This is a genomic window from Clostridium gallinarum (assembly GCF_014836325.1).
In the GTDB taxonomy this organism is placed as follows: domain Bacteria; phylum Bacillota; class Clostridia; order Clostridiales; family Clostridiaceae; genus Clostridium; species Clostridium gallinarum.
Genome location: NZ_JACSQZ010000012.1, coordinates 20669 through 45864 on the forward strand (window position 1 = coordinate 20669; position 25196 = coordinate 45864).

The window sequence follows — 25196 nt, forward strand, 5'->3', positions numbered from 1 at the left end:
ATAAAATATATATTAGGATAGGGGAAGTATTATGAAGGAAATTGTGAATAATTATAAGGAAGCTTTACTAAAAAGCCATAAAAGTGAGAATACTGTTTATGCTTATGTAACTGATGTTAATTTATATGTGAAATATTTAAATAGTAAGGATTTAAGTATTGATGAAACAGATAATTTATCAGTTTTAGGATATATACAACATTTGCTAAGTCAAGGAAAATCTGAAAGATCAATAAATAGAATAGTAATAAGTTTAAGAAGTTTTTATAATTATTTAAAAGATCAACAATTTATTAAAGAAATTCCAAAGATTTATTATAAAAATACCTCTACTACTAGAAAATTACCTCAAATTCTTACTATTGATGAAGTAGACAGAATAATTAAAATAGTAGATAAGGATTGTAATAAAGGAATAAGAGATAATGCGCTTTTGGAACTTATGTATGCAACAGGAATGAAGGTTTCCGAAATTATTAATTTGAAGGTTTATGATGTAAATTTAGAATTAAATTTTGTAAAATGTTTAGATAATAAAAATTTTGAAAGACTAATTCCTATAGGAAGAAGTGCTGTTGAAGCGTTAAAGGAATATTTTAAAATAAGAGATAGAGTTGCTTGTGCAGGTGTGGATAACTTATTTGTAAATTTAAATGGAAATCAATTAACGAGACAAGGCGTTTGGAGAATTGTTAAAGAATACTCTCATAGAGCAGGAATAAAAAAAGAAGTTAATTTAAATACATTTAGACATTCATTTGCTGTTCATTTATTGCAAAATGGAGCAAATGTAAGAGCAGTACAAAAACTTTTAGGCAATCAAGTACTAACTTATATGGACACATATTATGAAATCATAAATAATGATAAAATAAATATTGTATATAAAAATTCCCATCCTAGAGCATAATATTACTATAGGATAGATAATTCTAGGCTTTATAGTCGAAAGGAGTAGAAAATATGAAAAGAGTAGTTTTAATTGTAATGGATAGTTTAGGAGTAGGTGAACTACCTGATGCAAATCTTTATGGAGATGTTGGTAGTCATACACTAGATAACACTTATAAAGCCTGTGGGGGATTAAAAATAGATAATCTTGAAAAATTAGGATTTGGAAATATTGAAGGGGTTAAATATTTAAATAAAGTTAAAGATAATATTGGAGCATATGGAAAGCTTGCTGAAAAATCTAAAGGAAAAGATACAGTAACAGGACATTGGGAAATTGGAGGAGTTATACTAGATACGCCTTTAAATACTTATCCTGATGGTTTTTCAAAGGAAATTATAGATGAATTCCTAAAGAAAGTAAATAAAGAAGGAATACTAGGAAATTGTGTTGCATCTGGGACAGAAATAATAGAAAGATTAGGAGATGAGCATGTAAAAACAGGTTTTCCAATAATATATACTTCTGCAGATAGTGTTTTTCAAATAGCAGCACATGAAGATGTTATACCTTTAGATGAATTATATGAAATGTGTAGAATAGCAAGAGAAATGCTTGTAGGAGAAAATGTTGTAGGAAGAGTAATTGCAAGACCGTTTGTTGGTGAAAATGGGAAATATAAGAGAACTTCTAATAGAAGAGACTATGCTTTAGATCCATTTTCAAAAACAATGCTTGAATATTTAAAGGAAAATGGAAAAGAAGTAGCTGCAGTAGGGAAGATAGAAGATATATATAATAAAAAGGGAGTTACTAAGGCGATTCATACTAAAGATAATATGGATGGAATTGATGTAACTTTAAAATATATGGATGAAATAAAAGAAGGACTAATATTTACAAATTTAGTTGATTTTGATATGTTATATGGACATAGAAATGATCCTAAGGGATATGGAAATGCAATTGAAGAATTAGATAATAGATTAAAAGAAATCTATAATAAAATGACAGAAGACGATATATTAATGTTAACTGCAGATCATGGGTGTGATCCAACTACTGAAAGTACAGATCATTCAAGAGAATATATCCCTCTATTAGTTTATGGAAACAAGATTAATCCAATTAACATAGGAACTAGAGAAAGTTTTACTGACATAAGCAAAACTATATTAGAGTATTTTGAAATTGAAAATGATATTAATGGAAAGAGTTTCTTAAAGAACATACTTAAATAATAGGAGGCTATATTTCATGAGAATGTATGACATAATCGTCAAAAAAAGAAATGGATTTGAATTATCAAAAGAAGAAATTAATTTTTTTATAGAAGGGTTTACTAAAGGAGAGATTCCTGATTATCAAGCATCTGCATTACTTATGGCTATATTCTTTAATAAAATGAATACAAAGGAAACAGCAGATTTAACTATGGCAATGGTAAACTCAGGAGATGTTATAGATTTATCTTCAATTGAAGGGATAAAAGTTGATAAGCATTCTACAGGTGGTGTGGGAGATAAAACAAGTATTTGTTTAACACCACTAGTTGCATCTGTTGGAATTCCTGTTTCAAAAATGTCAGGAAGAGGATTAGGGCATACCGGTGGAACTATAGATAAGCTTGAATCTTTTAATGGATTTTCTGTTGAGTTAACAGAATCAGAATTCATAAATAATTCTAATAAAATAGGAATAGCTTTAACAGGTCAAACAGGTAATATAGCACCAGCAGATAAAAAATTATATGCTTTAAGAGATGTAACTGGAACAGTTGATAATATGTCTTTAATAGCATCTAGTATAATGAGTAAAAAAATAGCCTCTGGAGCAGATGCAATAGTGTTAGATGTTAAAGTTGGTGATGGGGCTTTTATGAAAACTCCAGAAGAAGCAAAAGCTTTAGCAAATGAAATGGTGAATATAGGTAAATCCGTTGGGAGAAAGACTGTAGGTGTTATATCTGATATGGATCAGCCACTTGGATATGCAATAGGAAATGCTCTAGAAGTTAAAGAAGCAATAGATTTATTAAAAGGCAATGGGCCAAAAGATTTATTAGAATTAACGCTAACTTTAGGAAGTTATATGATTATATGTGCTAACAAGGCTGAAAGTTTTGAAGAAGCGAGAAGTTTATTATTAGAAAATATAGAAAATGGAAAAGGTCTTGAAAAATTAAAAGAATTTGTTGAAGCTCAAGGAGGAGATTCATCTTTAGTTGATGATACAAGTAAGCTTCCAAAAGCTAATTATATTGAAGAAGTTAAAGCAGATAAATCAGGCATTATAACAAAAATTAATACGGAAGCCTTTGGATTAATTGCTATGGAATTAGGAGCTGGAAGAGAAACTAAGGATAGTAATATAGATTTAGCTGTAGGTATAGTACTTAATAAAAAAAGAGGAGAAAAAGTTAAATCAGGAGATATTATAGCATATATTCATAGTAACGATAAATCTAATATAGAAAAAGCAAAAAATAAGATATTATGTAACATAAACATATCTGATAAGATAGATAAAGAAATTCCATTAATATATGATGTAGTTCAGTAAAACAAAAATATGATAAGAAGATTTAATCTTTTTATCATATTTTTATTTTTATTGGTAATAATAAGCTTGAAAGGAGGATATATCATGAACAAAAAATTTTTAAATAAAGTTATAGCTATAACTTTAAGCTTATTATCATTGAATATTTTACCTGTAAAAGCTTATAATGAACCAGCAGAGGAAATTGAAACTTATGAAGAATGGACTATTGAAACCTTTAGCGATGAAGGAATAGATGTAGAGGCTAAATCAGCAGTGTTAATTGAACCTACTTCAGGTAAGATATTATATGAAAAAAATCCAGATGAAAAATTTGCACCTGCATCTGTAACTAAAATAATGACTATGTTATTAACAATGGAGGCTGTAGATAATGGGAAAATATCATTAAGTGATAAAGTAACCTGTAGTGAAAATGCAAAAAAAATGGGTGGGAGCACCATGCTTCTTGATACAGGAGAAATTAGAACTGTAGAAGAATTATTAAAGGGTGTAGCAATTGCATCGGGAAATGATGCAGCAGTTGCTTTGGCTGAATATCTAGGAGGTACAGAAGAAGCCTTTGTAGAAATGATGAATAAAAGAGCAAATGAACTAGGAATGGTAAATACAACTTTTAAAAATTGTAATGGTCTTCCAAAGGAAGGTCATTTATCTACTGCTAGGGATATTTCAATTATGTCATTAGAATTATTAAAGCATCCTACAATTTTAAAGTATACAGGAACTTATATGGAAACTATATCAGAAGGAAGATTATCTCCAATAGAACTTGTGAACCATAATAAACTTGTAAGATTTTTTGATGGATGTGATGGATTAAAAACAGGATATACTCAAGAAGCAAAATACTGTATTTCTGCAACTGCTACAAGAAATGGTGTAAGAATGCTTTCAGTAATTATGGGTGCACCTACTTATAAAATAAGAAACCGTGATGCAGGAATGCTTATGAATTTTGGTTTTTCTAAATTTGAAGGTAAAAAGATTTTAGTTAAAGATGAAGATGTAGAAAATATCTATTTAAGTAAGAATACAGAGAAATTCTTTGTTGCAAAAGCAAAAGATGATTTAATAGCAATTATTCCTAAAGGTGAAAATAAAGAAATAGAAAAGAAAATAATTATAGAAGAACTAAAAAAGGAATATAAAGAAGGCGACATAGTAGGTAAATGTGAGTTGTATCTTGGCGAAGATAAGATAGGAGAAGTGGAATTATATTCAGATAGAGATATAAAATTAGGTGGTATATTTGAAAACTTTAAGTTTAATATGAAAAATATGTTTAGAAAAGGAATATAATTTTAATCTTTAATAAAATGTTTCTAATAAAAACTCCGAAAGGAGTTTTTATTTTATAATAATATAAAGTTGTATATAAGAGAAAGGAAAAAAGGTTGTCCTTTGGAAATAAAATTGATATTATATATTCGAAGGAAAATGTAAATAAGGCGGATGATATATATGGAAATGCCAAAAGTTAAAGTAGCTAATTTTGAGGGGCCCTTTGATTTATTATTACACTTAATTAAAAAAAATGAAATGGATATATATAATGTTGAGATATATAAAATTACTAATCAATATTTAAGATTTCTAGATGAAATGAAAATTATGGATTTAGAAATTACATCTGAATTTATAGTTGTTGCTGCTACACTTATAGAAATAAAATCTAAAAAGTTATTACCTGTGATTAAAAATATAGAAGAAAATGAAGAAGATATAGAAAAAAACTTAATGGAAAAACTAATTGAATATAAAAAGATTAAAGGTGCAGCTTTACTGTTAAGAGATAGATATATAAATTCAGGAGATATTTATACTAAAAAACCAGAAATTATAGAAGTACTAGATTCTAAAATACAAGAAGAGGATATATTTAAAAATACAACTTTACTCGATTTATATAATATCTATAATAATTTAATTGAAAACTTTTTTATGAAACAAAATAAAGAAAATGTTATACAAAGAAAGATATATGTAGATAAATATAAAATTGAAGATAAGATGAATGATTTATTAAAAATGATAGATAAAGATAGAATTCTTAAGTTTAAAGAAATTATAGCAGAAAGTGAATGTAAATTAGAAGCTGTAGTTTCATTTCTTGCTTTATTAGAACTTATTAAGTTAAGAATTGTTAAAGCTTATCAAGATAATAACTTTGATGATATTATAATTGAAAGGAGATTAGTAAGTGAATAAGATAGAAGTAGAACAATATGAATTTGAACAGATATCTTCTAAACCTAGAATAAAATCTATTATAGAATCCTTACTTTTTGTAAGTGGCGATCCACTAACTGTTAAGGACTTAAGTAATGCGCTAGAAATATCTATTAAAACTATTAAAACTATATTAGAAGAAATGATGAATGAATATGAAAATGAAAAGAGAGGAATAAAACTAATTTCAATTAATGGAGAGTATCAATTAGTTTCTAAAGCCGAAAATAGCAATTATATTCAAAAATTATTAAAAAAGAATAAGAGACAATCGCTATCTCAAGCTTCATTAGAAAGTTTAGCTATTATTGCATATAAACAGCCTATAACTAGAGTTGATATTGATGAAATAAGAGGCGTAAAATCTGAAAGTGCAATGCAAAGATTGTTAGAAAAAGATTTAATTAAAGAAGTTGGACGATTAGAGGTGCCTGGAAGACCTATTTTATATGGAACTACAGATGAATTTTTAAGACAATTTGGATTAAAAGAACTGAAAGAATTACCATCATTAGATCTTTATGAAGATAAAGATAGCGAGATTGTAGAAAATATGGAAGAAATTTTAAAAGAAATATAAGATATATTTTAAAATATATCTTATATAAATTATTATATTATAAATCTGAGTTATCACAATTGGTATTAGAAAAAGGTTTTTCGTAGCAATTAGTTTCAGATTTATTTTTTTTATCTTCACTAAAAAAACCTTTTACAATATCTATTATTTGGGGAACTGAATCTACAACTCGATCATAAGTATTATTTTGTTCAACTGGTAGTAAGCGAACTATATCTTTTCTTAATATTAAAAAGGCTACCGGTTTAACAGTTATACCAGCTCCAGATCCCCCACCAAAAGGATGCTTGTAAGTTTCTTCTATAGGTATCTTACATAAGGAACCAAATTCACTTCCTCCAGATACAAATCCAAAGGTTACTTTTGATATAGGAATGATATAACTACCATCTTTAGTTTCTACAGCATCACCTACTACCGTATTAACATCTATCATATCCTTAAGGTTTTCCATTGTACTTTTCATTAAATTTTCTACTGGATGTTGATTACTCATATGTTTCTCCCTTATTTGGGAGCCACCTCCTTTATTTCCATAGATTTAAATATTAAATATAAGATATATATAATATTTGCAATATTAAAGTAAAATATACTGGTTATACCAAATGATAAAGTAAAAGTATTAAATTTAGGATTAATATTTAAATCTAGGGTTTTAATTTTAAATATAATTTTCAATAAAATATAAATAAATGAAGATATATTACATAATAATCCATATAATAAAGCGCATAAAGCGGCATCTTCTATGCCATAATTAATATCACCATTTAATTTTATCTTTGGTTTAAATTTATTTAACTTCATATTTTTATATAGTTTTTTTAAAGATAATTTTTTGGAATGTAAAGTTTTTTTATTAATATTATTTTTCTTAGTATTATATTTTTGTTTTTTAATAAATTTTTTTAAAAGGTTACTTTCTATACCATTTTGAGATGAAAAAATTATGTGATTAAATAATTTCAAATTTAAATTTTGATTTAAGTACTCAATCTTTATTTTTAAAGGTATAGGTATAAATAATATTGATATAAGTATTAAAAAAGTAATAAATAAGCTCATCCTAAAATCCTTTCAATAAACAAAGAATGTTCTATTTATAGAAAAATATAAAATTAATGTTTAAAATTTATCTTTTAGAACAAACTATTTTTAGATGGTTAATATAGAGGGTGATAATATGAAGATATTTAAAAAATTTTTAGCAACTATTTTATTAGTATTATTGACAATTACATGGAATATTTATTCAGTAAAAGCAATGACAGATGAAAATATTGATGATTATGATACTATTGATATTATTGAAGAGGAATCAATAAATATTTCTTTAGAAGAAGTTAATATTAATGCACCATTAAAAGTATCTGCAAGAAATGCAATAGCAATAGATAGTAAAAATAATATGGTTTTATGGAATCAAAATGGATATGAGATAGTACCTATGGCTAGTACTACTAAAATTTTAACTGCTTTAATTGCTATTAATTATGGAAATTTAGAAAGGAAAGTAACCATCAGTAAAAATGCTTCCTCTATTAGGGGATCAACAGTAGGATATAGAGCAGGTGAAGAGATATCCATGAGAGAATTATTATTTGGATTAATGTTTAGATCAGGCAATGATGCAGCTATTGCTATAGCAGAAGATATTGGAGGATCTATTGATGGTTTCTCTAATATAATGAATGACTATGCAAAAAGTTTAGGTATTCTTAATTCACATTTTGAATCACCTCATGGATTAGATAGTACAAAACATTATTCTTCTGCATATGATTTAGCAATATTAACTTCTAAAGCTATGGAATATGATGAATTTAAAGAACTTGTTGGAGAAAAGGTAATGTATAAAGACAAGTATAATTTTACAAGAGACTATCAAAATATAAATAAAATACTATATAAGATACCAGGTGCAAATGGTGTAAAGACAGGATATACTGGTGGAGCTGGCAAATGTTTAGTATCTTCAGTAAATCATAACGGAAGAAATATAATAATAGTCGTATTAAATTGTGTTGACAGATGGAATGTAACAGAAAAAATATTTAATTATGTTATTAAAGACAATGAATTTATAAATAGAAACAATAAAGAATTATTAAATAATGAAAAGATTGCAGGCTTAGGTAATCTAATTAACGAAGAAGATATTACCTATGGATATAAGGAGAGCGATAGATTAGAAATTGAAGTATTTAATCCTAGTTTAAATATTGAAGTAGGAGATATACTTGGTAAAATATCAATTAAGGATAAAGAAAATGAAAAAGGTAAATTTCCGCTAACTAGTAAAATTAAGATAAGTAAAGAAGAATTTGAAAAAGTTATAACAGGAGAAAAGTAGGGGTTGATGCCTCTATTTTTTATTATTTAGAAAATTATATCTATGACAAGATGTAGATGATTTTATGAGAGTAGCAAAGTTAGTAGTTGAAGAGGTAGAGTTTTTATAATTTCCTTCCTTCAGTTTGCAAAGAGATAAACATTATATGAAGTCAACTTGGAGCGCATGCGACGGAGCAAGGAATATAACGTTTATCTCTTTTTTATTTCTAAATATTGTAACAAATTATATTATAAAAAATAACTTAATATTGTATAAGAAATCTTTTAGGAGATATATAAATGAGGGAAATTGTAGAATGTATTGATTCTGGAACAGAATTTTGTCCCTGTAAACTTGCAGAGGCGGGTGAATGTATAATTTGCTCACAATTACAAGGTGGGTGTTTTTGTGATTGCTTAAATTGGAAAGGGGTATGCATATATCACGAGTATATAAATAATGGATCAAAGGCAAAAGAAGGTAGAAAAACATATGGTTGTTTAGTAAAAGAAACAGAGATTTTTGAAAAAGATTTAATTTTAATTAAATTTGAAGTTCCTCATAAATTAGCAATAGATTTATCTAAAGCAGGTAGCTTTATTTTTATTAGACCAAATGAAGATAACATTTATTTTGATGTACCTATATCTATAATGGAAGCTAATATAGATACAAATGTAGTAGCTATTATGATAGAAGTAAGAGGGATAAAAACAAAGAATTTATTAGATATAAAATCTGGAGATAAAATAACAATTAGGGGACCATATTGGAACGGAGTATTTGGACTTAATAACTTAAGTGTTCAAAAAGATAATAATGTATTGGTTTTAGCTAGAGGAATTGGTATGGCACCAATGATACCATTAATCAGAAAGCTTTATCAAAGCAATAATGATATTAGTTTAATATTAGATACTTCACCTTATAAAGATTATTATGTTAAAGATTATTTGAAAAATTATAATGTTAATTTAATGCAAGAACTCTTGCTAGATAAAGGAGATTTAAGTGACGAAGCAAAGGTGAAAATAAAAGCAATTATAAATGAGAAAGATATTAAATATATTCATTTATCTGGTGCAGATATATTGACGGTGAAATTGATTGAGTTTTTGAATGAATTAGATAGAAAGGATATAAAACTTTCCTGTTGTAATAATATTAAAATGTGTTGTGGAGAAGGCATTTGTGGAAGTTGTACAGCAAGATTTTCTGGACATAGGGTTAAGAGATTTTGTAAAGTTCAAATAGATCCAAGAAAGGTATTTGAAGGGAGAAGATTTATATGATTAAGGTTATTATAGTAGGTGGGGGCTGGGCAGGAGTTTCAGCTGCAATTACTTCAAAGAAAGCTGGAGCAGAAGTACATCTTTATGAAAAAACAGATTTGCTATTAGGTCTTGGTAATGTTGGGGGAATAATGAGGAATAATGGTAGATGGACAGCCTCTGAAGAGTTAATAGAACTTGGAGCTGGAGATCTTATAGAGATAGTTGATAACACTGCTAGGCATAAAGATATAGAATTTCCAGGCCATAAACATGCTACACTTTATGATGTGAATTTAATTGAAGGAAAAGTAAGCACATATTTAGAAGAGATAGGGATTAATATTCATATAGAAAGTAGAGTAACAGATATAAAAATTGAAGATAAAAAAATAAAAGGAATTTTTTTAAGTGATGGAACTTATGAAGAAGGAGATGTATTTATAGAAACAACAGGAACAACAGGACCTATGGGGAATTGTTTGAGATATGGCAATGGATGTTCTATGTGTGTACTAAGATGTCCAGCTTTTGGACCTAGAATAAGTATTAGTGAAAGATGTGGAGTTTCAGATATTCAAGGAGAAAGAGATGAAGATAATTTAGGAGCATTTTCAGGATCTTGTAAATTAGTTAAGGAAAGTTTATCTGAAAAAATAGTAAAAGAATTAAATGAAAAGGGATGCGTAATATTAGAAGTTCCAAAGGAGGATATTAACTATGATAAACTTAGCTCAAAGGTTTGTCAGCAGTATGCACTAAAGGAATTTGCAGAAAATATAATTCTTTTAGATACTGGTCATGCTATGAGAACAGAAATGCAACATTAGTTGTTGCATCTCGTCAATTGTAAAATTAATCTCTTTTTGATTATCATCAGTGCCAACAAACTTAATTTTTATTTTTCCTTTACCTGGTCCATCACTATACCAATAAATAGTATCGATTAGGTTATCTATAATTAATTTTTGTTCAGATCTATCAAGCTTATCTATAGTAGCACACTTATCTAATAAAGATTCTATAAGATCTAAATTTAATAAGTTATTCTTTAAAGTTAAAGTTTTAGTTTCTAACTCAGTAAGACTTTTCTCTATATTATTACATTCTTCTTTTAAAGCTTTTATTTTAGTTAATAATATATCTTCAATATCATTGCATAGAGATAGTTTTGTAACTAAGTTATCTATTTGTAGTTTCTTTTCTTTAAGTGATTTATTTAAAGATAATTTTTCTAAATCTATATTTTTATAATCATCATCTGTTTTATATTTATCTCTTATCTTTGATAAGAAATCTTTTTTATTTAAACTAAGCTGCTTTAAAGATATTAAAACTAATTTTTCTAAATCAGCTGCTTTTGCATTACCATTATCACATAACTTTTTACGAGATTTTTTCTTTAGCGAACAGGTATAATAAAATAATTTTTCTCCTGTAGTCTTTGAGATTCTACCATGACTAATTAGCATATATTCTTTACATTTACCACAACGTATTTTACCTACTAACAAAGCATTATGAGTTTTACCTAACCTTGGGAAAGTATCTTTATTTTTATCAAATTGTTTTTGAACAGCTAACCAAAGATCTGGTTCAATATATCCTTTAATAGAACTTACTGCAGCTAAACGCTCGGATAAGTCTTTTTTTACTTTAACATATTTACCATCCTTTTTTGTTTGTTCTGTCTTATTATAAGTTAATAGGGAGTGAATATTATCAGGTTCACCATATACGGTCCAACTTGAGTTATTAAGATATTCAACAACATCATCATTAGCTTTAACATAGATTGGATTTTGTAGTATTGTCTTTAAAGATGATTTTTCATATAAAACATCATTTCTAGATCTAATATTATTTTCATGAATATAAACTTCTAATTTATGAAGACTACCTAGTTCTAAATATTTATTATATAAGAAGTTTACGAACTCCATTTCTTTTTCATTGATAATTAGTTGGGGAGAAGTACGAATAAGACCTTTTTCATCTATATACTCAATCTTTTCAGAGTTAAAGCCTATAGGAATTTTCCCGCCTGTCCATTTACCATTCTTAGCAATTTCAAGCATATTGTCCTTAACTCTTTCAGCTATAGTTTCTCTTTCAAGTTGAGCAAAGACACTAGCAATATAAATCATAGCTCTACCCATTGGACTAGATGTATCAAATTGTTCTTTAATACTTATGAAAGAGCAATTATTAGATTGGAGTATTTCTAAAGTTCCAGAGAAATCAGCAACATTTCTGCTAATTCTATCAAGCCTGTAGCATACTAAGATATTAAACTTTTTATTCCTAATAGAATTCATTAACTTTTTAAAATTAGGTCTATCAAGATTACCACCAGAAAATCCTTCATCTTCATATATAGTAAACTCAACATCTTTACCAATGGTATTAGTTATGTAATCTTTACACATTTCAATTTGATTTTCTATAGAATCACCTTTACCAGTAAATTTTGATTTTCTTGAATAAATTGCTACTTTAAGCAAAAGATCACCCCCATTAATAAGTTATAACATTTAATGGCTCAAATGTTAGTAAGTATTTTTTACCAACATAATAAATGCCATATTTACTTTTATAATGCTCGATAGACTGAGTTAGGAAATCTACTGTAATATTTAAATAATCAGCTAGATCATATATATTATCTATTCCAGATAGAATTGCATCAATTATATCAGCTGGAGATACTAGATTTTCATAACTCCATCTACGAGCTATAGCTTCTTGTTTCTTATTATTTAAAATACTTTGATTAGTTATATCACCAACAGTAAGTTTAAAGTGTCCCAATTCTTCGTATAAGACACAAAGCCTCTCACATTCATTAACCCTATTATTTATAATAATTAAATTACCTATGCATTTCCCAAATGGTTTATCTATACCCAAGTCTGATTCTATAACTTTAATACCATGAGAATATGCAAGGGATATTAAATTCTCATAATTACTCATCTGTACTCCGTATTAAATTTATTAATATTTATCTATATTTTTTTAAAATCTCATTTATTCTTTCATCAACTATAACTTTTTCTTCATCAGTAAGATTATCATCATGACAAGCTATAGGCATTAAATGTTCTTTACCGTCTTCTTCCCATATTTGTTTTTCTTTTTTAGGAAGATCAATAATTTTATTACTTTCTAAATACTTTGGAGTTTCAATTAAATCATTACTATATTCAATTAGTTTTGACTTTCCATCTTTGTTAAGTATATTAAAATTTTTTAATAATAATATTTCATTTTCAGATAAAGATGTTTTTTCAATGGTATATTGTTTTTCTTTAGGAACATCATAGCCCATTAACCAAGTTTCATTTATATTTAAAGCCATTCCTAACATTGAAAGTTTTTCTTGTCCTGGTTTAACTTTTCCAGATAAATATTGGCTTATATCAGATTTATTAATTTTTACATTATATTTTTCGCAAAAAGGTTTTACCATTTCTAATAAATCTACTTGCCTTAAATTCCTTTCTTTCATAATTTGTTTTAATCTAGTTGATGTATTTTCATTATTCATAACAACATTCCTTTCAATGATATTATATAGTATTTTGAATTAAAGTTCAATACCTTAAACATAAAAGTTAAAAATTTTGAACAAAAAGTGTTGACAGACAAAATATGACATGATATTATCAAGTTGTTCAAAAAATTGAACTTGATGACAGGAGGTGACAATATGGCTTTTAACTATAATAAATTAAGGGGAAGAATAATTGAAAAATATGGAACTCAAGGACGTTTTGCTAAGGCTATGGGAGTTTCTGAAAGAACTTTATCATTAAAATTAAATAATAAAATATTTTTCTCTCAAGATGAAATAACTAAGATTTCAGAATTGCTAAATATAGCATCAAATGAAATTCAAGTATATTTTTTTGAAAAAGAAGTTCAATAAATTGAACTTAATAAATTAATAAGACAATGAACATAAACAAATATTCAGCATAAGATATTATAGAAAATTTTAAGGAGGATTTGTATGTATGAAGTAACTTTGATATTACCAGAAGATACAAAGGAATTAGAAAATAAATTTGCTGAAGTAATGGCTGATATAGTTTCTAATAAATTAACCCATGAAGAGTTAGGTGTATTTATAGACAAGCTAGAAAACCTAGATAAAGTTCAATTATAACATATGAAAATAGGCTTAATCGCCTTTAGTACAAGCTATATAACATAATAAAAGTTAAGGAGGATAAACAATGATAGAAACAAGAATTATTGGAGGACAAAAAGTCCCATATCTAAAAGGTGAAGTTGAGATTTTCAAAAATGAACACTTTGGAGAAGTAAGAGTTATATCTAAAGAAAATGAACCATGGTTTGTAGTAAAAGATGTATGTTCTATTTTAGATTTATCTAATCCAACAGTTGCAATACAAAATTTAGATTCAGATGAAGTGACTAAGTTAAACTTAGGCGGTCAAATTGGAGAAACTAACTTAATTAATGAAAGTGGATTATACACTTTAATTATTAGAAGTAGAAAAGAAGAAGCTAAGAAGTTTAGAAAATGGGTTACATCAGAAGTTCTACCTTCTATAAGAAAACATGGGATGTATGCCAAAGATGAATTATTAGATAATCCAGATTTATTAATAGCAGCAGCAACTAAATTAAAAGAAGAAAGAGCTGCTAGGTTGGAAGCAGAAAAGCAAAGGGACAAGCTATTACATCAGAATAAATTATATACAACTTCTGAAATTGCTAAGGAATTAGGTTTAAGTAGTGCTACAAAACTTAATAACTTACTTTCAGAGAAGAAAATACAATATAAGCAAAATGGAACATGGCTTCTTTATAGTAAGTATTCAGAAATGGAGCTCGTAAGTATTAAACAGCATCCTTTGGATAATGGGAAAATTATTTACGATAGAAAGTGGACCGGAAAAGGTAGAGATTTTATTTTGAATTTGTTTTAGGGGGTGTCTAAATGACTACACAAGAGAGGTTATATGCAGCAATAGAAAAGTACGGCTTAAATGATGAAAGAACATTAAAGATAAGCCAAGAAAGAGATAGAGAAATAGTTAAAGAAATGAAGGATTTGAATAAATGGATGCAATAATTCAAGTTTATATAATGATGTTTTTATTAATCTTATACGCCTTCATAGGCTCAATACCATTAATGATATATATGGCAGTAGTTACTTATAGAAAGCAAGATAAAGCTTATTTTAGAAGAAAGATAGATAAGTTTATAGGGGAGTAAGGGGGTGAGATTATGGAAGTTACTTATGATAAATGTGGAAGGATGAATTATAATCCAGAGCTACATTTTAATCAAGGAGCATCATGGAGTGATGATGAATTAGAGTATCTTATGAATTGGTATGACATTATCGGAATGGAAGAAATGTCTTTAGCACTAGGAAGAACTGAAAAGTCAGTAGCAGGGAAAGTACATGAATTAAAGAAAAAAGGACTTATGAATAAAGAGAAAAGAGGTCACTTAATTAGATTACTAAGATTAGAAGATAGTAAAACTATTTTAACTTACTAGGAGGAAACATGGACAAGATATTAATTTTAAATAGTAATGCTATTACACCAGGAAGGAGGAAAGAACATTGGATAATAAAGAGCTTGAAATTGCTAAAGAAATAGAAGAAATTGCATTAAGACATAATGTTTCAGTAGAAAGATTAATTGAAGAATATAAAAAAGCTCACTCTCTAGCTACCACACAGGAGAATGAGCACTGTAAAAATAACGTTAATGATATTTTACCACTTGAAGCAGATTTAGACAATGGAGAAATTTATGACATAGAAACAGGAGTAACTATAAGGAGGTTAGAAGATGAACGCATTTAAAGTATTATTAAGAATCCTTATAGCAATTATAAACATACTCAATGAAGAAGGATTTAAGATTTATGATTCAGATAATCAAGGTTGGTATATAAATAACATTAGATATGATGGCATGGATAATAATTTATATTTTGATACCAAGGAGGATAAATAGATGGCAGAGGAAAAGAAGCTTAATATTTTTCAAAAGATACAAAGAGCTAGAGTTGAACTTCAAAAAAGAGATATTAAGAAAACAGGATTAAATAAATATTCTGGATACAAATATTTTGAATTAGGTGATTTTTTACCACACGTGAATGAAATTTGTGATTCATTAGGTTTATACACAGAGTTTAAATATGGAGAAGAGTTAGCGTTTCTATATGTTATAGATTGTGATAATCCAGATGTAAGAAGAGAATGGAGTACACCAGTAAAGATTCCTGCATTGAAAGGTTGTAGTGATATACAAGCTATAGGAGGGTCACAAACATTTGCTAGAAGGTATTTATATATGATGGCATTTGAAATAGCTGAAACTGATTTAGTTGATAATGTAGAAGTTGATGAAGAGAAAGCAGCTGGAGAGCAAAAAATAGGTACAGTACATCTTAATGTTATGAAAAAACTTATAGAAGAAACTGAAACGGAGATAAATAGCTTTTTAAGATATGCAGATGTTAAAAAGTTAGAAGATATAAAAAATAAAGATTATCCAGAGCTTCTAAAATTATTAGAGAAAAAGAAGAATGATAATAAAAAGAAAATAGAAGCAGAGAAAGCTAGAAAGAAAAAAGAGGAAGAAGAAAATAAAAATAGAGTAAGCGAAGAAGACTTACCACTATAGGGGGATTTAAGAATGAAAGAATTAATAGTAAAAACAACAAACGCTACAGTTAATGTGAATTTTGAGGAAGTTAAAGCATCTTTAGTTGAGAATTTAGAAAAATATAAAGGAATAGTTGTTACTGATGATAACTTAAAGGATTGTAAGGATATCCAAAAGGGTTTAAGTAAATTAAAGAAGGATATAGATTCTAATCGTAAAGAGATTAAGAAGCAGTTAGAAGCACCAATAAAGAATTTTGAAGGGCAATGTAAAGAATTAGTGTGTTTAATATCAGAGGTTGATGCACCAATAAAAGAAGGTATAGCAATTTTTGATGAAATGAAGAGAGAAGAAAAGAGAGAGTATGCTAGAGAAATTATTAAAGATGCTTTAGTGAAATATCCTTTAGATGATAAATATTCTAATTCACTTACTGTATTAGATAAATATACTTTAGTAGCTACAAGTAAGAAAGCAATAAAGGAAGATATATTTAATAGAGCAGAAGGACTTTATAAGATACAGGAGGATGAAAAGAGAGTTTATCAAGAGAATTTGGTTATTATAAAGGAAACTATAGATCAAGCTAATTTAAATCTTATATCTAAACTTAATGCAGATATATATATCAAAAAGTTAGAGGAAGGAATGAATCCTACTTATATTATAAGAGAAATAAATGATACAGCTAGTAATCTAAGAGAAGCAGAAGAAAGAGCTGCTAAGATTGCAGAGGAAAAAGCTAAGAGAGAACAGGAACAATTAGAAAAAAAGGGTGATATTAAGGAAGAACCAAAAGAGGAAGCTAATAGCTCAAAGGGTACTTTAGAGAATATTAAAAAAGATGATACTCAATTATTTCAAGTCAAAATTGAGTTTGAATTAACGCTTAATGAAGCTATAAAACTTAATAAATTTTTAGAAAGCAACAATATTAAATTTAATACTATTTCAAAGAAAAAGTTATAGGAGGGACTAATGGCAGAAGTAAAGTGGATAAAGATAGTAACAGATGTATTTGATGATGAAAAGATGTTATTAATAGAAAGTCTTCCAAGTGCAGATAGCATAATAGTTATTTGGTTTAAACTTCTATGTTTAGCTGGCAAGAATAATAACTCTGGAGTATTTATGCTAAATGAAAGAATTGCTTATACTGATGAAATGTTAGCAACTATCTTTAGAAGGGATGTAAATACAGTAAGATTAGCACTAAAAACTTTTGAAATGTACGGAATGATAGAAGTTATAAATGATGTAATAACTATCCCTAATTGGTCTAAACATCAAACTTTAGACCAATTAGAAGAAAGAAAAGAATATATGAAGGACTATATGAAAAAGTATAGACAAAAGCAAAAGGCATTAAGTGAAGGTAAAGTTAACAGTAAAGTTAACAGTAAAGCTAATGTTAACTCCCTAGAAGAAGAAGTAGAAGGAGAAGAAGAAGTAGATATAGATAAGAGTAATAATACTATATCTAAAGATATAGTTAGTAGTAATAAATTACAACCTATCATAGACAAATGGAACTCACTAGGATTACAAAAGTTAATATCTATTAATCCAGGTACTACTAGATATAAATTATTAAATGCAAGAATTAATGAATATGGAGAAGATAAAGTTTTAGCCGCAATAGAGAATATAAGATCTAGTACATTTTTAAAAGGTCAGAATAGTAAAGGCTGGACCATAACTTTTGATTGGTTAGTAAAGCCTAATAACTTCCTTAAAGTTATAGAGGGTAACTATGAAGATAAAAAAACAACTAATAATGGAAATAAGAATAAACTAAGGTTTGATAATTTCAAAGGTAGAGATTATGACTATGACGATTTAGAAAAGAAATTACTAGGTTGGGATAAGGAGGAAGAAGGTGAGTAAGGAAATACATTTTTGCAAAGTGTGTGGTACAAGCTATGGAATAGAATTACATCATAGAGTTTATAGGTCACAATGTAAGCAACTAGAAGATTGTAAATTAAATCATGCTTATTTATGTAATATACACCATAGAGATCATAGAGTGGGAGTTCATTTTAATAAAAAATTAGATAGAGAAATTAAATTAGAATTCCAAGGGTGGTTAGAAATATTATGGAATAAACCATATTTAACAAGAGAAGAAATTAAAGAAGTTTTAGAGATTAAGGACAAGACATTAGAAAGCCTATTAAAACCTTTGAATTTACACAACGGTAAATATGTTAAGGAAGAAGTAATAAGGCGCTGTATGGGCGGAAAATTAATTATATAGAGGTGTAAAAATGAGAGAGATTAAATTTAGAGCTTGGTGTAAAAAACATAAAGTTATGATTTACCATATTGGAAGTGTAAACTGGAATGAACAAAATGAAATATTTGTAAATCAAGATATTAAATGTGCTGGTAATGAAATTTTAATGCAATACACAAGACTTAAAGATAAGAACGGAAAGGAAATATATGAGGGAGATATAGTAAAGCAGACATACCATAAAGTTATAGGGTTTGGTGATGAAATGGAAAGTTTTGAAGGATGCCATGTAGGTGAAGTAGTTATTGTTTCTAGTGGCGTATGTTTAAGAAATCCTTTAATTTACGATACAGATACAGGAAAAACTAAAACTAAAGGATATAAAAATATAGCGAGTTACAGATGTGAGGTTATAGGTAATATATATGAAAATCCAGAATTATTAGAAGGTAATTAAAGTGGAAGAATTAAAAAATCAATATCCAGATGATTGTATTATCTTAGGAAACATAATAAAAAGAAAAAATAATCTAAATGAAAATGACATAGTAGGAGCATTTAGATTAATGCAAGATAGCTTACAAGCTTATTTTAGATGGTCAGTTATAAGATGTGAAATAAGAAGTAATCTAAAGCGTGGAGAAAGAGCAGAGCTTAAAGATTTACTAGAGAATATAGTTAAGTATCTAGATGAAGTTCATAGAGATACAAGAGTACTTTATAAGCTTGGTAGAGAAGATTTAAGAAATAATAGGGAAGAACTTTAAATTGATTATATTTAGAATTAAAAAGGGGAGTTAAAAATGCCTAAAGGAACAAATATTTCATTACCATGCGACATAGGTGATATTGTATATACAATTTATTGTGATGATTGTCCTTGTGATTTATGTGAATATGGGATGGAAGCTGATTTTAATCCTATTAAATGTTCTCAATTAAGTAATGAATATGAATGTCCAACACCACATTATTCAATTGAAAAACATATCTGTGAAGGATTTGAAATTAGTAAAGGTGAATACGGAGAAATTATTATTTCAAATCCTGGCGAATGGGGTCCAGAAGGACTTGAACAATTCTATGGATACGATAATAAAGTTTACTATTCATATGAAGATGCAGAAAATGAATTAAGGAGAATTAGAGAAAAATAGTAGATTAATTCGCACTTCAAGAAGGAGGAAATAAAATGATAAATGAAGATTTGTTAAGAAAATATATATTTCATGTTCAAGTTTTAAATGAACATACAGAAGCAGTTGCGGAAACTTATTTAGAAGGTGGATATGGAGATACAGAAGAAGTTGAAGCAGATATGAAATATTCACTTAAAAAAATAAATAAGATAAGAGAGATAGAAGAAGAAATATTAAAAGTATTAAATAAAAATTAAATAAATAGGAGAGTAAGAGTAATTTAGTTAAAGTTATAAACTCTTATTCTCATATACTAATGAAAATCAAGTGATAAGAGGTGATGAAATGACTAATAGTAAACAAAAAGGAGCTAGAGGAGAAAGAGAATTATCTTCTAAGCTAAAAGAATATGGATACCAAACAAGACGAGGGCAACAATATTGTGGTGCTAATGGTGATGCAGATGTAGTTGGATTACCTGGTATTCATATCGAATGTAAGAGAGTAGAAAGACTTAATATATATGATGCTATAAGCCAAGCTAAAGCAGATAAGAAAGAAAATGAATTAGGAGCAGTATTTCATAGGAAAGATAGGTCAGAGTGGCTTGTAACAATGACATTAGATGAATGGATGAAATTATATAAGGGGGAATTACCTAATGAAGATTAAACTAGGAGATTATTTTATAGAAACAGATGAAAGACAATATAAAGTTAAGAAGTATATAGGAAAAGATAAGGACGATAAAGATTTATATAAAACATTATCTTATTGCACAACACTTACTGGAGCACTTAAATTCATACCAGAGCAAGTGATAAGAGAGAATGAGGATATAAATATCATTAAAGATAAATTATCTCAAATAGAGCAAGAAATGAAAATTTTAGAAGAGTTAAAGAAATTAGTTGATGAAAACTATGATAGTGAAGATTGTGGTCTTACTGAGGAATATTCTAGTGGAAATGAAAATGACATTTTTAATGATGGAGAAAGATTTGGAGCTAGTTGGTTAGCTTATCGAGTAGGAGAAATAATAGGAATGGAATTAGAAGAACCGAAAGAACAAAAATATAGTTGGGAGTAGGAGTGATTATTATGAATGAGGTAGATGAAATTAAAATAGCGATAAATAATTGCAGGTGTGATGTATGTTCTTTAAGAGAAGCTTGTGATTTATATGAATTATACACTGATGAAACAATATGTTCTACAGCAGTAGATAATGTGGAGGGATTTTAGATGAATAAGGTACTTTTAATAGGAAGATTAACAAGAGATCCAGAGTTAAATTATGCAGCAGGAACAGGAACAGCAGTATGTAAATTTAATTTAGCGGTAACAAGACCATTTAAGAAAGATGAAACAGATTTTATAAACTGTATAGCTTTTGGAAAGATTGGTGAAACAATAGCACAGTATATAACTAAAGGAAGGCAATTAGCAGTTACAGGAAGTATTAGAACAGGTAGTTATGATGCTAAAGATGGCACTAAGAGATATACAACAGATGTAATAGTAGATTCATTTGAGTTTATAGGAAACAGTAACGGAAATAACAATAATCAAAGTAATACATCATATCAAGATAGTAACTTTGACCAAGGTGGTTTCTATGAGGATATGGCTCCAGTAGATGATGGGGATTGTCCGTTCTAATGGACCAAATAGGCTTTAATTTTATAATCTTTAAAGTTGATTGTACGGAGTTACATAAGAGTTTCTTATGTGGCTCTATACACCAGTACCTATTTGAACATGAGAATAATTTTATTATAAAAATAGATGGAGTTTTTTATGGACCATTAAAAAGGAACTGTGAAAAACTTTAGGAGGAGCTATGAATAGACAGGAGAGAAGAAAAAGAGAACGACAGGTAGAGAAAAAGATGGATGTATTAAGAAAGCTACCAGAAAAAGAAATTCTTAAGATAAATAAAATCATAGATGAAGTAAGTGGATATAAAACTGGGCAAATGATGGAACTTGTAGATAAAACCTTAGAAGCAGTTTTAATAAATATAGGATTTACATTAAAAGAAGTAAGAAAAGTAAAGTTGATGTTAGCAGAGTTTTTAACAGATGAAGAGAATAAATTAAAAATGATAAGTAAGGAGAATGTGAATATGGCTAAATTACAAAAAGAAGTTACAGAATTTATGAAGGGATTAATAGAGCAAGGAAAAAGTAAACCAGATGTTATAGAAGAAACATTATATAAATTTCCCAAAGCATCTAAGAATTTAGTTAATAGAGAATTTGGAAAGTTAAAAGATGAACAAGATATAGAAGATGCAACTAATTATATATTTGGAGAAGAAACTAAGAAGTTAAAAGAAGAAATAGAAAAAGAATCATCAGAAAAGATAAAAGAAGAAGCTAAGAAAGTATCAGAAGAAGTGGCAAGACAATTAGAGAAAGAAGAACATATTGCCGAAGTTAGCCAAAAGATAGAAGAAGTTAAGGAGGAAAAAGAAGTGTCAAAAGGATTAGAAATAATAGAGAAGGAAGTAATAAAAATAGTAAAGGCTAAAGGAATACACGGTATATATGAAGCAAAAACAGGTATAGGAGTAGCATTAGAGAATGAAGGATATAAAATAGCATTTAAAGATGTGAATGAGTTAGAAGTATTCTGTAATGAATTTAAGAAAATATTTGAGGAAATATAGATGAAGATATTTTTAATATGGCTTATAGGAGCTTTAGGGATATGGTTATTTTTCAAAGGAGCTAGTAGGAAATGAAATTATTAATGCACATATTAAGAGAGAATAAGAAATTAAATATAGATAATACAAGAGCTAATGATATAACAATTCTAAATAAGTTAGATGAAGAGTGTAAAGAAGTTATTAAAGCTACTAAGGATTATCATAAAGATAAAACATTAAGTAATTTGAAAGAGATAGTTAGAGAAACATTTGACTTGATTCAGGTATGTATATTAATTCTTTGGAGATGCCACAGAAGGGCAAAGACCATGGGAGAGGATAATCTAATTCAAGAAATTAATATAGAACATAAGGACAAGCTATCTAGTAGAGGTTGGATAATAGAAACTGGTATAGAGATAGATGTAAAAGAATAAGGGTGGCTAGTATATCTAGCCTACTCTAAAGGAGGTAACGGAAATGGAGAATGTAGTTGAGGAAATCTTATATAAAATAAAAGAAAAATGTGATTTTGAAACCTATAACTTTTTACAGAGTTATATAACTGTAAAGTTAAATGGATACAAGTTAGTAAAAGAAGAAAGTAATATAGTTTTATATGAAGAAAGCAAGAATGTAAAAGCTTTAAAGATGTTTTTAATATCTAAGAAACTTCAAGGATTATCGGATAGAAGTTTGAAAGTATATAGAAGAGAAATAGAGAAAATGCTTTATTCTATTAATAAAGAATACACTCACATAACATCTGATGATATAAAGTATTATTTAGCTTGTATGCAACTTAAAGGGACCTGCAGCTCTGTAACTATAGATAATACTAGAAGATTCTTAAGTACATTTTTCCAATACCTTGAAGATGAAGAATATATAAATAAAAGTCCGTTGAAGAAAATCAAAAAAGTAAGGATTAAGAAAACTGTAAAACCACCATTTTCTTATGATGAAATAGAAAGATTAAAGTTAAGTTGTGAAAATAAATTTGAAATAGCATTGATTGAATTTCTAATAAGCACAGGAGTTAGAGTTGCTGAACTTGTAAATATAAAAATAAATGATGTTAGATTAGAAAAAAATGAGGTTAAGGTACTCGGAAAAGGTGATAAAGAAAGAATAGTTTATTTAAATTCAAGCTCAAAGATAAGGTTAATGGATTATTTAAATAACAAAAAAGAGAGTGAATACTTATTCAGTAAAAGACAGAAACCTTATGACAATCTAACAACTGACAGAATAAGAGAAATAATAAGAGTTATAGGAGAAAGAGCAGGAGTAAAAGATACTCACCCTCATAGATTCAGAAGAACATGTGCAACTATAGCTCATAAAAGAGGAATGGCAATAGAAGAAATATCAGTATTGTTGGGACATGCTAATTTAAATACAGTTCAAAAATATGTAATAGTAGATGATTCAGAAGTGAAGAAAAGTCATGAAAAATATATGAATTAGGAGGAATTTATGAGTAGATATGCTAATTGTAGTAAAGTTGCTAAAGCGAGAGCAGTAGACAGTAAGTATTTTGGGAACTTAGATAAATTTGAAGAAGATGTAGCAAGAAAAATAGAAGCTACTAAGAAGTTTAAAGAAAATATACGAGGGTTAATATTAGAGAATCCTAATCTAATAGAGCAAAGATATTTTAATACTGTAGAAGTTTTAAGAGAGCTCAAAGAAGAGTTTAGGATTTGAGTTAAGGAGTAGTTATGATAGAGGGGCAAGTATCTGTATTTGATATATTAGGAGAAAGTAGTAAAAGTAATAGTTTAGAAAATGTAAAAAATCAAATGAAGAAAGCTATTAATAAAGGAATAGTACCAGGAGCAGTAGTTATAATTGATGGAAGTAATAAACATAAATATTCAGTACTAAATTTATTTCTAGGAAGTGAAGAGAAATTATATGTTCAATTAATAAGTGAACTTGGAATGATGAGCTGGTTAGCATTAAGTAAAAGATTAAGTGTTATTGGGTTTTATAAATAAGGTGAATGAGTATGAGAGAAGAAATAGAGAAAGCTAATAAAATTATTAAAAGTGCAAGAGATAAGAAAATTAAAACTAATAAAGAGTATGAAGCGATTATTGATTTATCATACTTAGTTGTTATAGCTTCTAAAAATGAAGAAACTGAACAGGCTAATGACATATTAGATAAACTAAGAGCGGGATATTATGATTTAGAAGCTGATAAAGAAGAATGTAAAGAATTAAAATTAAGTGATGATAATATTCAGTATTGCTTTTTCTGATTATATAAAATCAAATAATCTTAACTTCTTTGAAGGTAATGTAATAAAGTACATCACTAGATATAAGGAGAAGAACGGATTAGAGGATCTATTAAAGGCTAAAACATATTTAGAAGAATTAATAGAACAGGAAAGTTAAGAAATAATTATACTATTTTCATTAAGTAAAGGAGCAAAATATGAATTGTTTTTCAATAAATGTATTTGTGTATGGATTAAGATTTAAAAAGTATATTCCAGGAGATAGAAATGATTATACCGATGAACAGATAATTAAGTTTAGGGAAAATTATAAAAAAGAAATAAAAGATAAGTTAGATGCTTTAGGTTATATGAGTTATTAGTAAGGA

General features: G+C 27.6%; 41 protein-coding genes and 1 pseudogene. 37 read left to right on the forward strand and 5 right to left on the reverse strand.

Features of this window, described 5'->3' with window-relative positions; all coding sequences use genetic code 11:
- Positions 1 to 31: 31 nt before the first annotated feature.
- The 6 genes from H9660_RS05030 (at position 32) to scpB (ending at position 6266) form a co-directional block, all read left to right on the forward strand.
- Complete coding sequence (locus H9660_RS05030; RefSeq protein WP_191749176.1) at positions 32 to 910, forward strand: tyrosine-type recombinase/integrase; 879 nt, start codon at positions 32 to 34, stop codon at positions 908 to 910.
- Between the two features lie 53 nt (positions 911 to 963).
- Positions 964 to 2133, forward strand: coding sequence for a phosphopentomutase (locus H9660_RS05035; protein WP_191749178.1), 1170 nt, complete (start codon positions 964 to 966; stop codon positions 2131 to 2133).
- A gap of 16 nt (positions 2134 to 2149) precedes the next feature.
- The gene (locus H9660_RS05040; RefSeq protein WP_191749180.1) at positions 2150 to 3454 is read left to right on the forward strand and encodes a pyrimidine-nucleoside phosphorylase; all 1305 of its coding nucleotides are present in this window, start codon (positions 2150 to 2152) and stop codon (positions 3452 to 3454) included.
- Positions 3455 to 3538: 84 nt separating this feature from the next.
- Complete coding sequence (locus H9660_RS05045) at positions 3539 to 4756, forward strand: D-alanyl-D-alanine carboxypeptidase family protein (protein WP_191749183.1); 1218 nt, start codon at positions 3539 to 3541, stop codon at positions 4754 to 4756.
- A gap of 162 nt (positions 4757 to 4918) precedes the next feature.
- Positions 4919 to 5665: a segregation/condensation protein A gene (locus H9660_RS05050; RefSeq protein ID WP_191749185.1), complete on the forward strand. Its 747-nt coding sequence runs from the start codon at positions 4919 to 4921 to the stop codon at positions 5663 to 5665.
- Positions 5658 to 6266 (forward strand): SMC-Scp complex subunit ScpB, encoded by a 609-nt coding sequence (gene scpB / locus H9660_RS05055; protein WP_191749187.1) that lies wholly within the window; start codon positions 5658 to 5660, stop codon positions 6264 to 6266. Before H9660_RS05050 ends, scpB begins: the two co-directional genes overlap by 8 nt.
- A gap of 37 nt (positions 6267 to 6303) precedes the next feature.
- Here the strand turns inward: scpB and ytfJ are convergent, their stop codons facing one another.
- Positions 6304 to 6762: a GerW family sporulation protein gene (gene ytfJ / locus H9660_RS05060; protein WP_191749189.1), complete on the reverse strand. Its 459-nt coding sequence runs from the start codon at positions 6760 to 6762 to the stop codon at positions 6304 to 6306.
- 11 nt (positions 6763 to 6773) lie between these two features.
- On the reverse strand, positions 6774 to 7334 hold the full coding sequence (locus H9660_RS16650) for a DUF2953 domain-containing protein (protein ID WP_207729415.1): 561 nt from the start codon (positions 7332 to 7334) through the stop codon (positions 6774 to 6776).
- A 118-nt stretch (positions 7335 to 7452) separates the two neighbouring features.
- On the opposite strand from H9660_RS16650, the gene H9660_RS05070 reads away from it, so the two are divergent.
- The 3 genes and pseudogenes from H9660_RS05070 to H9660_RS05080 form a co-directional block, all read left to right on the forward strand.
- Positions 7453 to 8622, forward strand: coding sequence for a D-alanyl-D-alanine carboxypeptidase family protein (locus H9660_RS05070; protein ID WP_191749193.1), 1170 nt, complete (start codon positions 7453 to 7455; stop codon positions 8620 to 8622).
- Positions 8623 to 8903: 281 nt separating this feature from the next.
- Positions 8904 to 9896 carry a sulfide/dihydroorotate dehydrogenase-like FAD/NAD-binding protein gene (locus tag H9660_RS05075; RefSeq protein WP_191749195.1) on the forward strand — a complete coding sequence of 331 codons (993 nt, stop codon included), beginning with the start codon at positions 8904 to 8906 and terminating at the stop codon, positions 9894 to 9896.
- A pseudogene (locus H9660_RS05080) lies at positions 9896 to 10681 on the forward strand (FAD-dependent oxidoreductase); the annotation flags it as partial. The gene H9660_RS05075 and the pseudogene H9660_RS05080, both read left to right, overlap by 1 nt.
- Here the strand turns inward: H9660_RS05080 and H9660_RS05085 are convergent.
- The 3 genes from H9660_RS05085 to H9660_RS16285 are packed head-to-tail and all read right to left on the reverse strand — an operon-like array spanning position 10664 to position 13425.
- Complete coding sequence (locus H9660_RS05085) at positions 10664 to 12379, reverse strand: recombinase family protein (RefSeq protein ID WP_191749197.1); 1716 nt, start codon at positions 12377 to 12379, stop codon at positions 10664 to 10666. The pseudogene H9660_RS05080 and the gene H9660_RS05085 overlap by 18 nt on opposite strands.
- Positions 12380 to 12392: 13 nt before the next feature.
- Complete coding sequence (locus tag H9660_RS05090) at positions 12393 to 12851, reverse strand: ImmA/IrrE family metallo-endopeptidase (protein ID WP_191749199.1); 459 nt, start codon at positions 12849 to 12851, stop codon at positions 12393 to 12395.
- 28 nt (positions 12852 to 12879) lie between these two features.
- A complete protein-coding gene (locus tag H9660_RS16285) occupies positions 12880 to 13425 on the reverse strand; it encodes a DNA-binding protein (RefSeq protein ID WP_243190600.1) in 546 nt (181 codons plus the stop codon).
- A 162-nt stretch (positions 13426 to 13587) separates the two neighbouring features.
- On the opposite strand from H9660_RS16285, the gene H9660_RS05100 reads away from it, so the two are divergent.
- The 28 genes from H9660_RS05100 to H9660_RS05235 all read left to right on the forward strand — a co-directional run bounded on the left by H9660_RS05100 (position 13588) and on the right by H9660_RS05235 (position 25190).
- Complete coding sequence (locus H9660_RS05100; protein ID WP_191749201.1) at positions 13588 to 13806, forward strand: DUF739 family protein; 219 nt, start codon at positions 13588 to 13590, stop codon at positions 13804 to 13806.
- 84 nt (positions 13807 to 13890) lie between these two features.
- Entirely contained in the window at positions 13891 to 14046 is a 156-nt protein-coding gene (locus H9660_RS05105) for a hypothetical protein (RefSeq protein WP_191749203.1), read from the forward strand.
- A gap of 70 nt (positions 14047 to 14116) precedes the next feature.
- Positions 14117 to 14836 (forward strand): phage antirepressor, encoded by a 720-nt coding sequence (locus H9660_RS05110; RefSeq protein ID WP_191749205.1) that lies wholly within the window; start codon positions 14117 to 14119, stop codon positions 14834 to 14836.
- Positions 14837 to 14847: 11 nt separating this feature from the next.
- A complete protein-coding gene (locus H9660_RS05115; RefSeq protein WP_191749207.1) occupies positions 14848 to 14982 on the forward strand; it encodes an aspartyl-phosphate phosphatase Spo0E family protein in 135 nt (44 codons plus the stop codon).
- Positions 14970 to 15128: a hypothetical protein gene (locus H9660_RS05120; protein WP_191749210.1), complete on the forward strand. Its 159-nt coding sequence runs from the start codon at positions 14970 to 14972 to the stop codon at positions 15126 to 15128. The genes H9660_RS05115 and H9660_RS05120 overlap by 13 nt, the downstream gene beginning before the upstream one ends.
- A 12-nt stretch (positions 15129 to 15140) precedes the next feature.
- Positions 15141 to 15419: a hypothetical protein gene (locus tag H9660_RS05125; RefSeq protein WP_243190601.1), complete on the forward strand. Its 279-nt coding sequence runs from the start codon at positions 15141 to 15143 to the stop codon at positions 15417 to 15419.
- Between the two features lie 67 nt (positions 15420 to 15486).
- Positions 15487 to 15732: a hypothetical protein gene (locus H9660_RS05130; RefSeq protein ID WP_191749323.1), complete on the forward strand. Its 246-nt coding sequence runs from the start codon at positions 15487 to 15489 to the stop codon at positions 15730 to 15732.
- On the forward strand, positions 15719 to 15886 hold the full coding sequence (locus H9660_RS05135; protein WP_191749212.1) for a hypothetical protein: 168 nt from the start codon (positions 15719 to 15721) through the stop codon (positions 15884 to 15886). The genes H9660_RS05130 and H9660_RS05135 overlap by 14 nt, the downstream gene beginning before the upstream one ends.
- Positions 15887 to 16561 carry an ERF family protein gene (locus tag H9660_RS05140; RefSeq protein WP_191749214.1) on the forward strand — a complete coding sequence of 225 codons (675 nt, stop codon included), beginning with the start codon at positions 15887 to 15889 and terminating at the stop codon, positions 16559 to 16561.
- A gap of 12 nt (positions 16562 to 16573) precedes the next feature.
- Positions 16574 to 17512 carry a DUF1351 domain-containing protein gene (locus tag H9660_RS05145; protein ID WP_191749216.1) on the forward strand — a complete coding sequence of 313 codons (939 nt, stop codon included), beginning with the start codon at positions 16574 to 16576 and terminating at the stop codon, positions 17510 to 17512.
- A gap of 9 nt (positions 17513 to 17521) precedes the next feature.
- Positions 17522 to 18430, forward strand: a complete 909-nt coding sequence (locus H9660_RS05150; RefSeq protein WP_191749218.1) for a phage replisome organizer N-terminal domain-containing protein — start codon at positions 17522 to 17524, stop codon at positions 18428 to 18430.
- On the forward strand, positions 18423 to 18803 hold the full coding sequence (locus H9660_RS05155; RefSeq protein WP_207729417.1) for a hypothetical protein: 381 nt from the start codon (positions 18423 to 18425) through the stop codon (positions 18801 to 18803). The genes H9660_RS05150 and H9660_RS05155 overlap by 8 nt, the downstream gene beginning before the upstream one ends.
- A 10-nt stretch (positions 18804 to 18813) precedes the next feature.
- Entirely contained in the window at positions 18814 to 19239 is a 426-nt protein-coding gene (locus tag H9660_RS05160) for a YopX family protein (protein WP_191749220.1), read from the forward strand.
- Position 19240: 1 nt separating this feature from the next.
- Positions 19241 to 19549 carry a hypothetical protein gene (locus tag H9660_RS05165; RefSeq protein ID WP_191749222.1) on the forward strand — a complete coding sequence of 103 codons (309 nt, stop codon included), beginning with the start codon at positions 19241 to 19243 and terminating at the stop codon, positions 19547 to 19549.
- 36 nt (positions 19550 to 19585) lie between these two features.
- Entirely contained in the window at positions 19586 to 19939 is a 354-nt protein-coding gene (locus H9660_RS05170) for a hypothetical protein (protein WP_191749224.1), read from the forward strand.
- 35 nt (positions 19940 to 19974) lie between these two features.
- On the forward strand, positions 19975 to 20178 hold the full coding sequence (locus tag H9660_RS05175) for a hypothetical protein (RefSeq protein WP_191749225.1): 204 nt from the start codon (positions 19975 to 19977) through the stop codon (positions 20176 to 20178).
- Positions 20179 to 20266: 88 nt separating this feature from the next.
- Positions 20267 to 20593, forward strand: coding sequence for a PDDEXK family nuclease (locus tag H9660_RS05180; protein WP_191749227.1), 327 nt, complete (start codon positions 20267 to 20269; stop codon positions 20591 to 20593).
- Positions 20583 to 21011: a hypothetical protein gene (locus H9660_RS05185; RefSeq protein ID WP_191749230.1), complete on the forward strand. Its 429-nt coding sequence runs from the start codon at positions 20583 to 20585 to the stop codon at positions 21009 to 21011. The genes H9660_RS05180 and H9660_RS05185 overlap by 11 nt, the downstream gene beginning before the upstream one ends.
- An 11-nt stretch (positions 21012 to 21022) precedes the next feature.
- The gene (locus tag H9660_RS05190) at positions 21023 to 21166 is read left to right on the forward strand and encodes a hypothetical protein (protein ID WP_191749232.1); all 144 of its coding nucleotides are present in this window, start codon (positions 21023 to 21025) and stop codon (positions 21164 to 21166) included.
- Positions 21167 to 21583, forward strand: a complete 417-nt coding sequence (locus tag H9660_RS05195; protein WP_191749234.1) for a single-stranded DNA-binding protein — start codon at positions 21167 to 21169, stop codon at positions 21581 to 21583.
- 181 nt (positions 21584 to 21764) lie between these two features.
- Positions 21765 to 22595, forward strand: a complete 831-nt coding sequence (locus H9660_RS05200) for a hypothetical protein (protein WP_191749236.1) — start codon at positions 21765 to 21767, stop codon at positions 22593 to 22595.
- A 71-nt stretch (positions 22596 to 22666) separates the two neighbouring features.
- Positions 22667 to 23014, forward strand: coding sequence for a nucleoside triphosphate pyrophosphohydrolase family protein (locus H9660_RS05205; RefSeq protein WP_191749238.1), 348 nt, complete (start codon positions 22667 to 22669; stop codon positions 23012 to 23014).
- 43 nt (positions 23015 to 23057) lie between these two features.
- Positions 23058 to 24047, forward strand: a complete 990-nt coding sequence (locus H9660_RS05210; RefSeq protein ID WP_191749240.1) for a tyrosine-type recombinase/integrase — start codon at positions 23058 to 23060, stop codon at positions 24045 to 24047.
- Positions 24048 to 24056: 9 nt separating this feature from the next.
- A complete protein-coding gene (locus tag H9660_RS05215) occupies positions 24057 to 24287 on the forward strand; it encodes a hypothetical protein (protein WP_191749241.1) in 231 nt (76 codons plus the stop codon).
- Positions 24288 to 24301: 14 nt separating this feature from the next.
- Positions 24302 to 24580 carry a hypothetical protein gene (locus tag H9660_RS05220; RefSeq protein WP_191749242.1) on the forward strand — a complete coding sequence of 93 codons (279 nt, stop codon included), beginning with the start codon at positions 24302 to 24304 and terminating at the stop codon, positions 24578 to 24580.
- 11 nt (positions 24581 to 24591) lie between these two features.
- Positions 24592 to 24846, forward strand: coding sequence for a hypothetical protein (locus tag H9660_RS05225; protein ID WP_191749243.1), 255 nt, complete (start codon positions 24592 to 24594; stop codon positions 24844 to 24846).
- Positions 24818 to 24985: a DUF3310 domain-containing protein gene (locus H9660_RS16655; RefSeq protein WP_191749244.1), complete on the forward strand. Its 168-nt coding sequence runs from the start codon at positions 24818 to 24820 to the stop codon at positions 24983 to 24985. Before H9660_RS05225 ends, H9660_RS16655 begins: the two co-directional genes overlap by 29 nt.
- A gap of 40 nt (positions 24986 to 25025) precedes the next feature.
- On the forward strand, positions 25026 to 25190 hold the full coding sequence (locus tag H9660_RS05235) for a hypothetical protein (RefSeq protein ID WP_191749245.1): 165 nt from the start codon (positions 25026 to 25028) through the stop codon (positions 25188 to 25190).
- Positions 25191 to 25196: the final 6 nt, after the last annotated feature.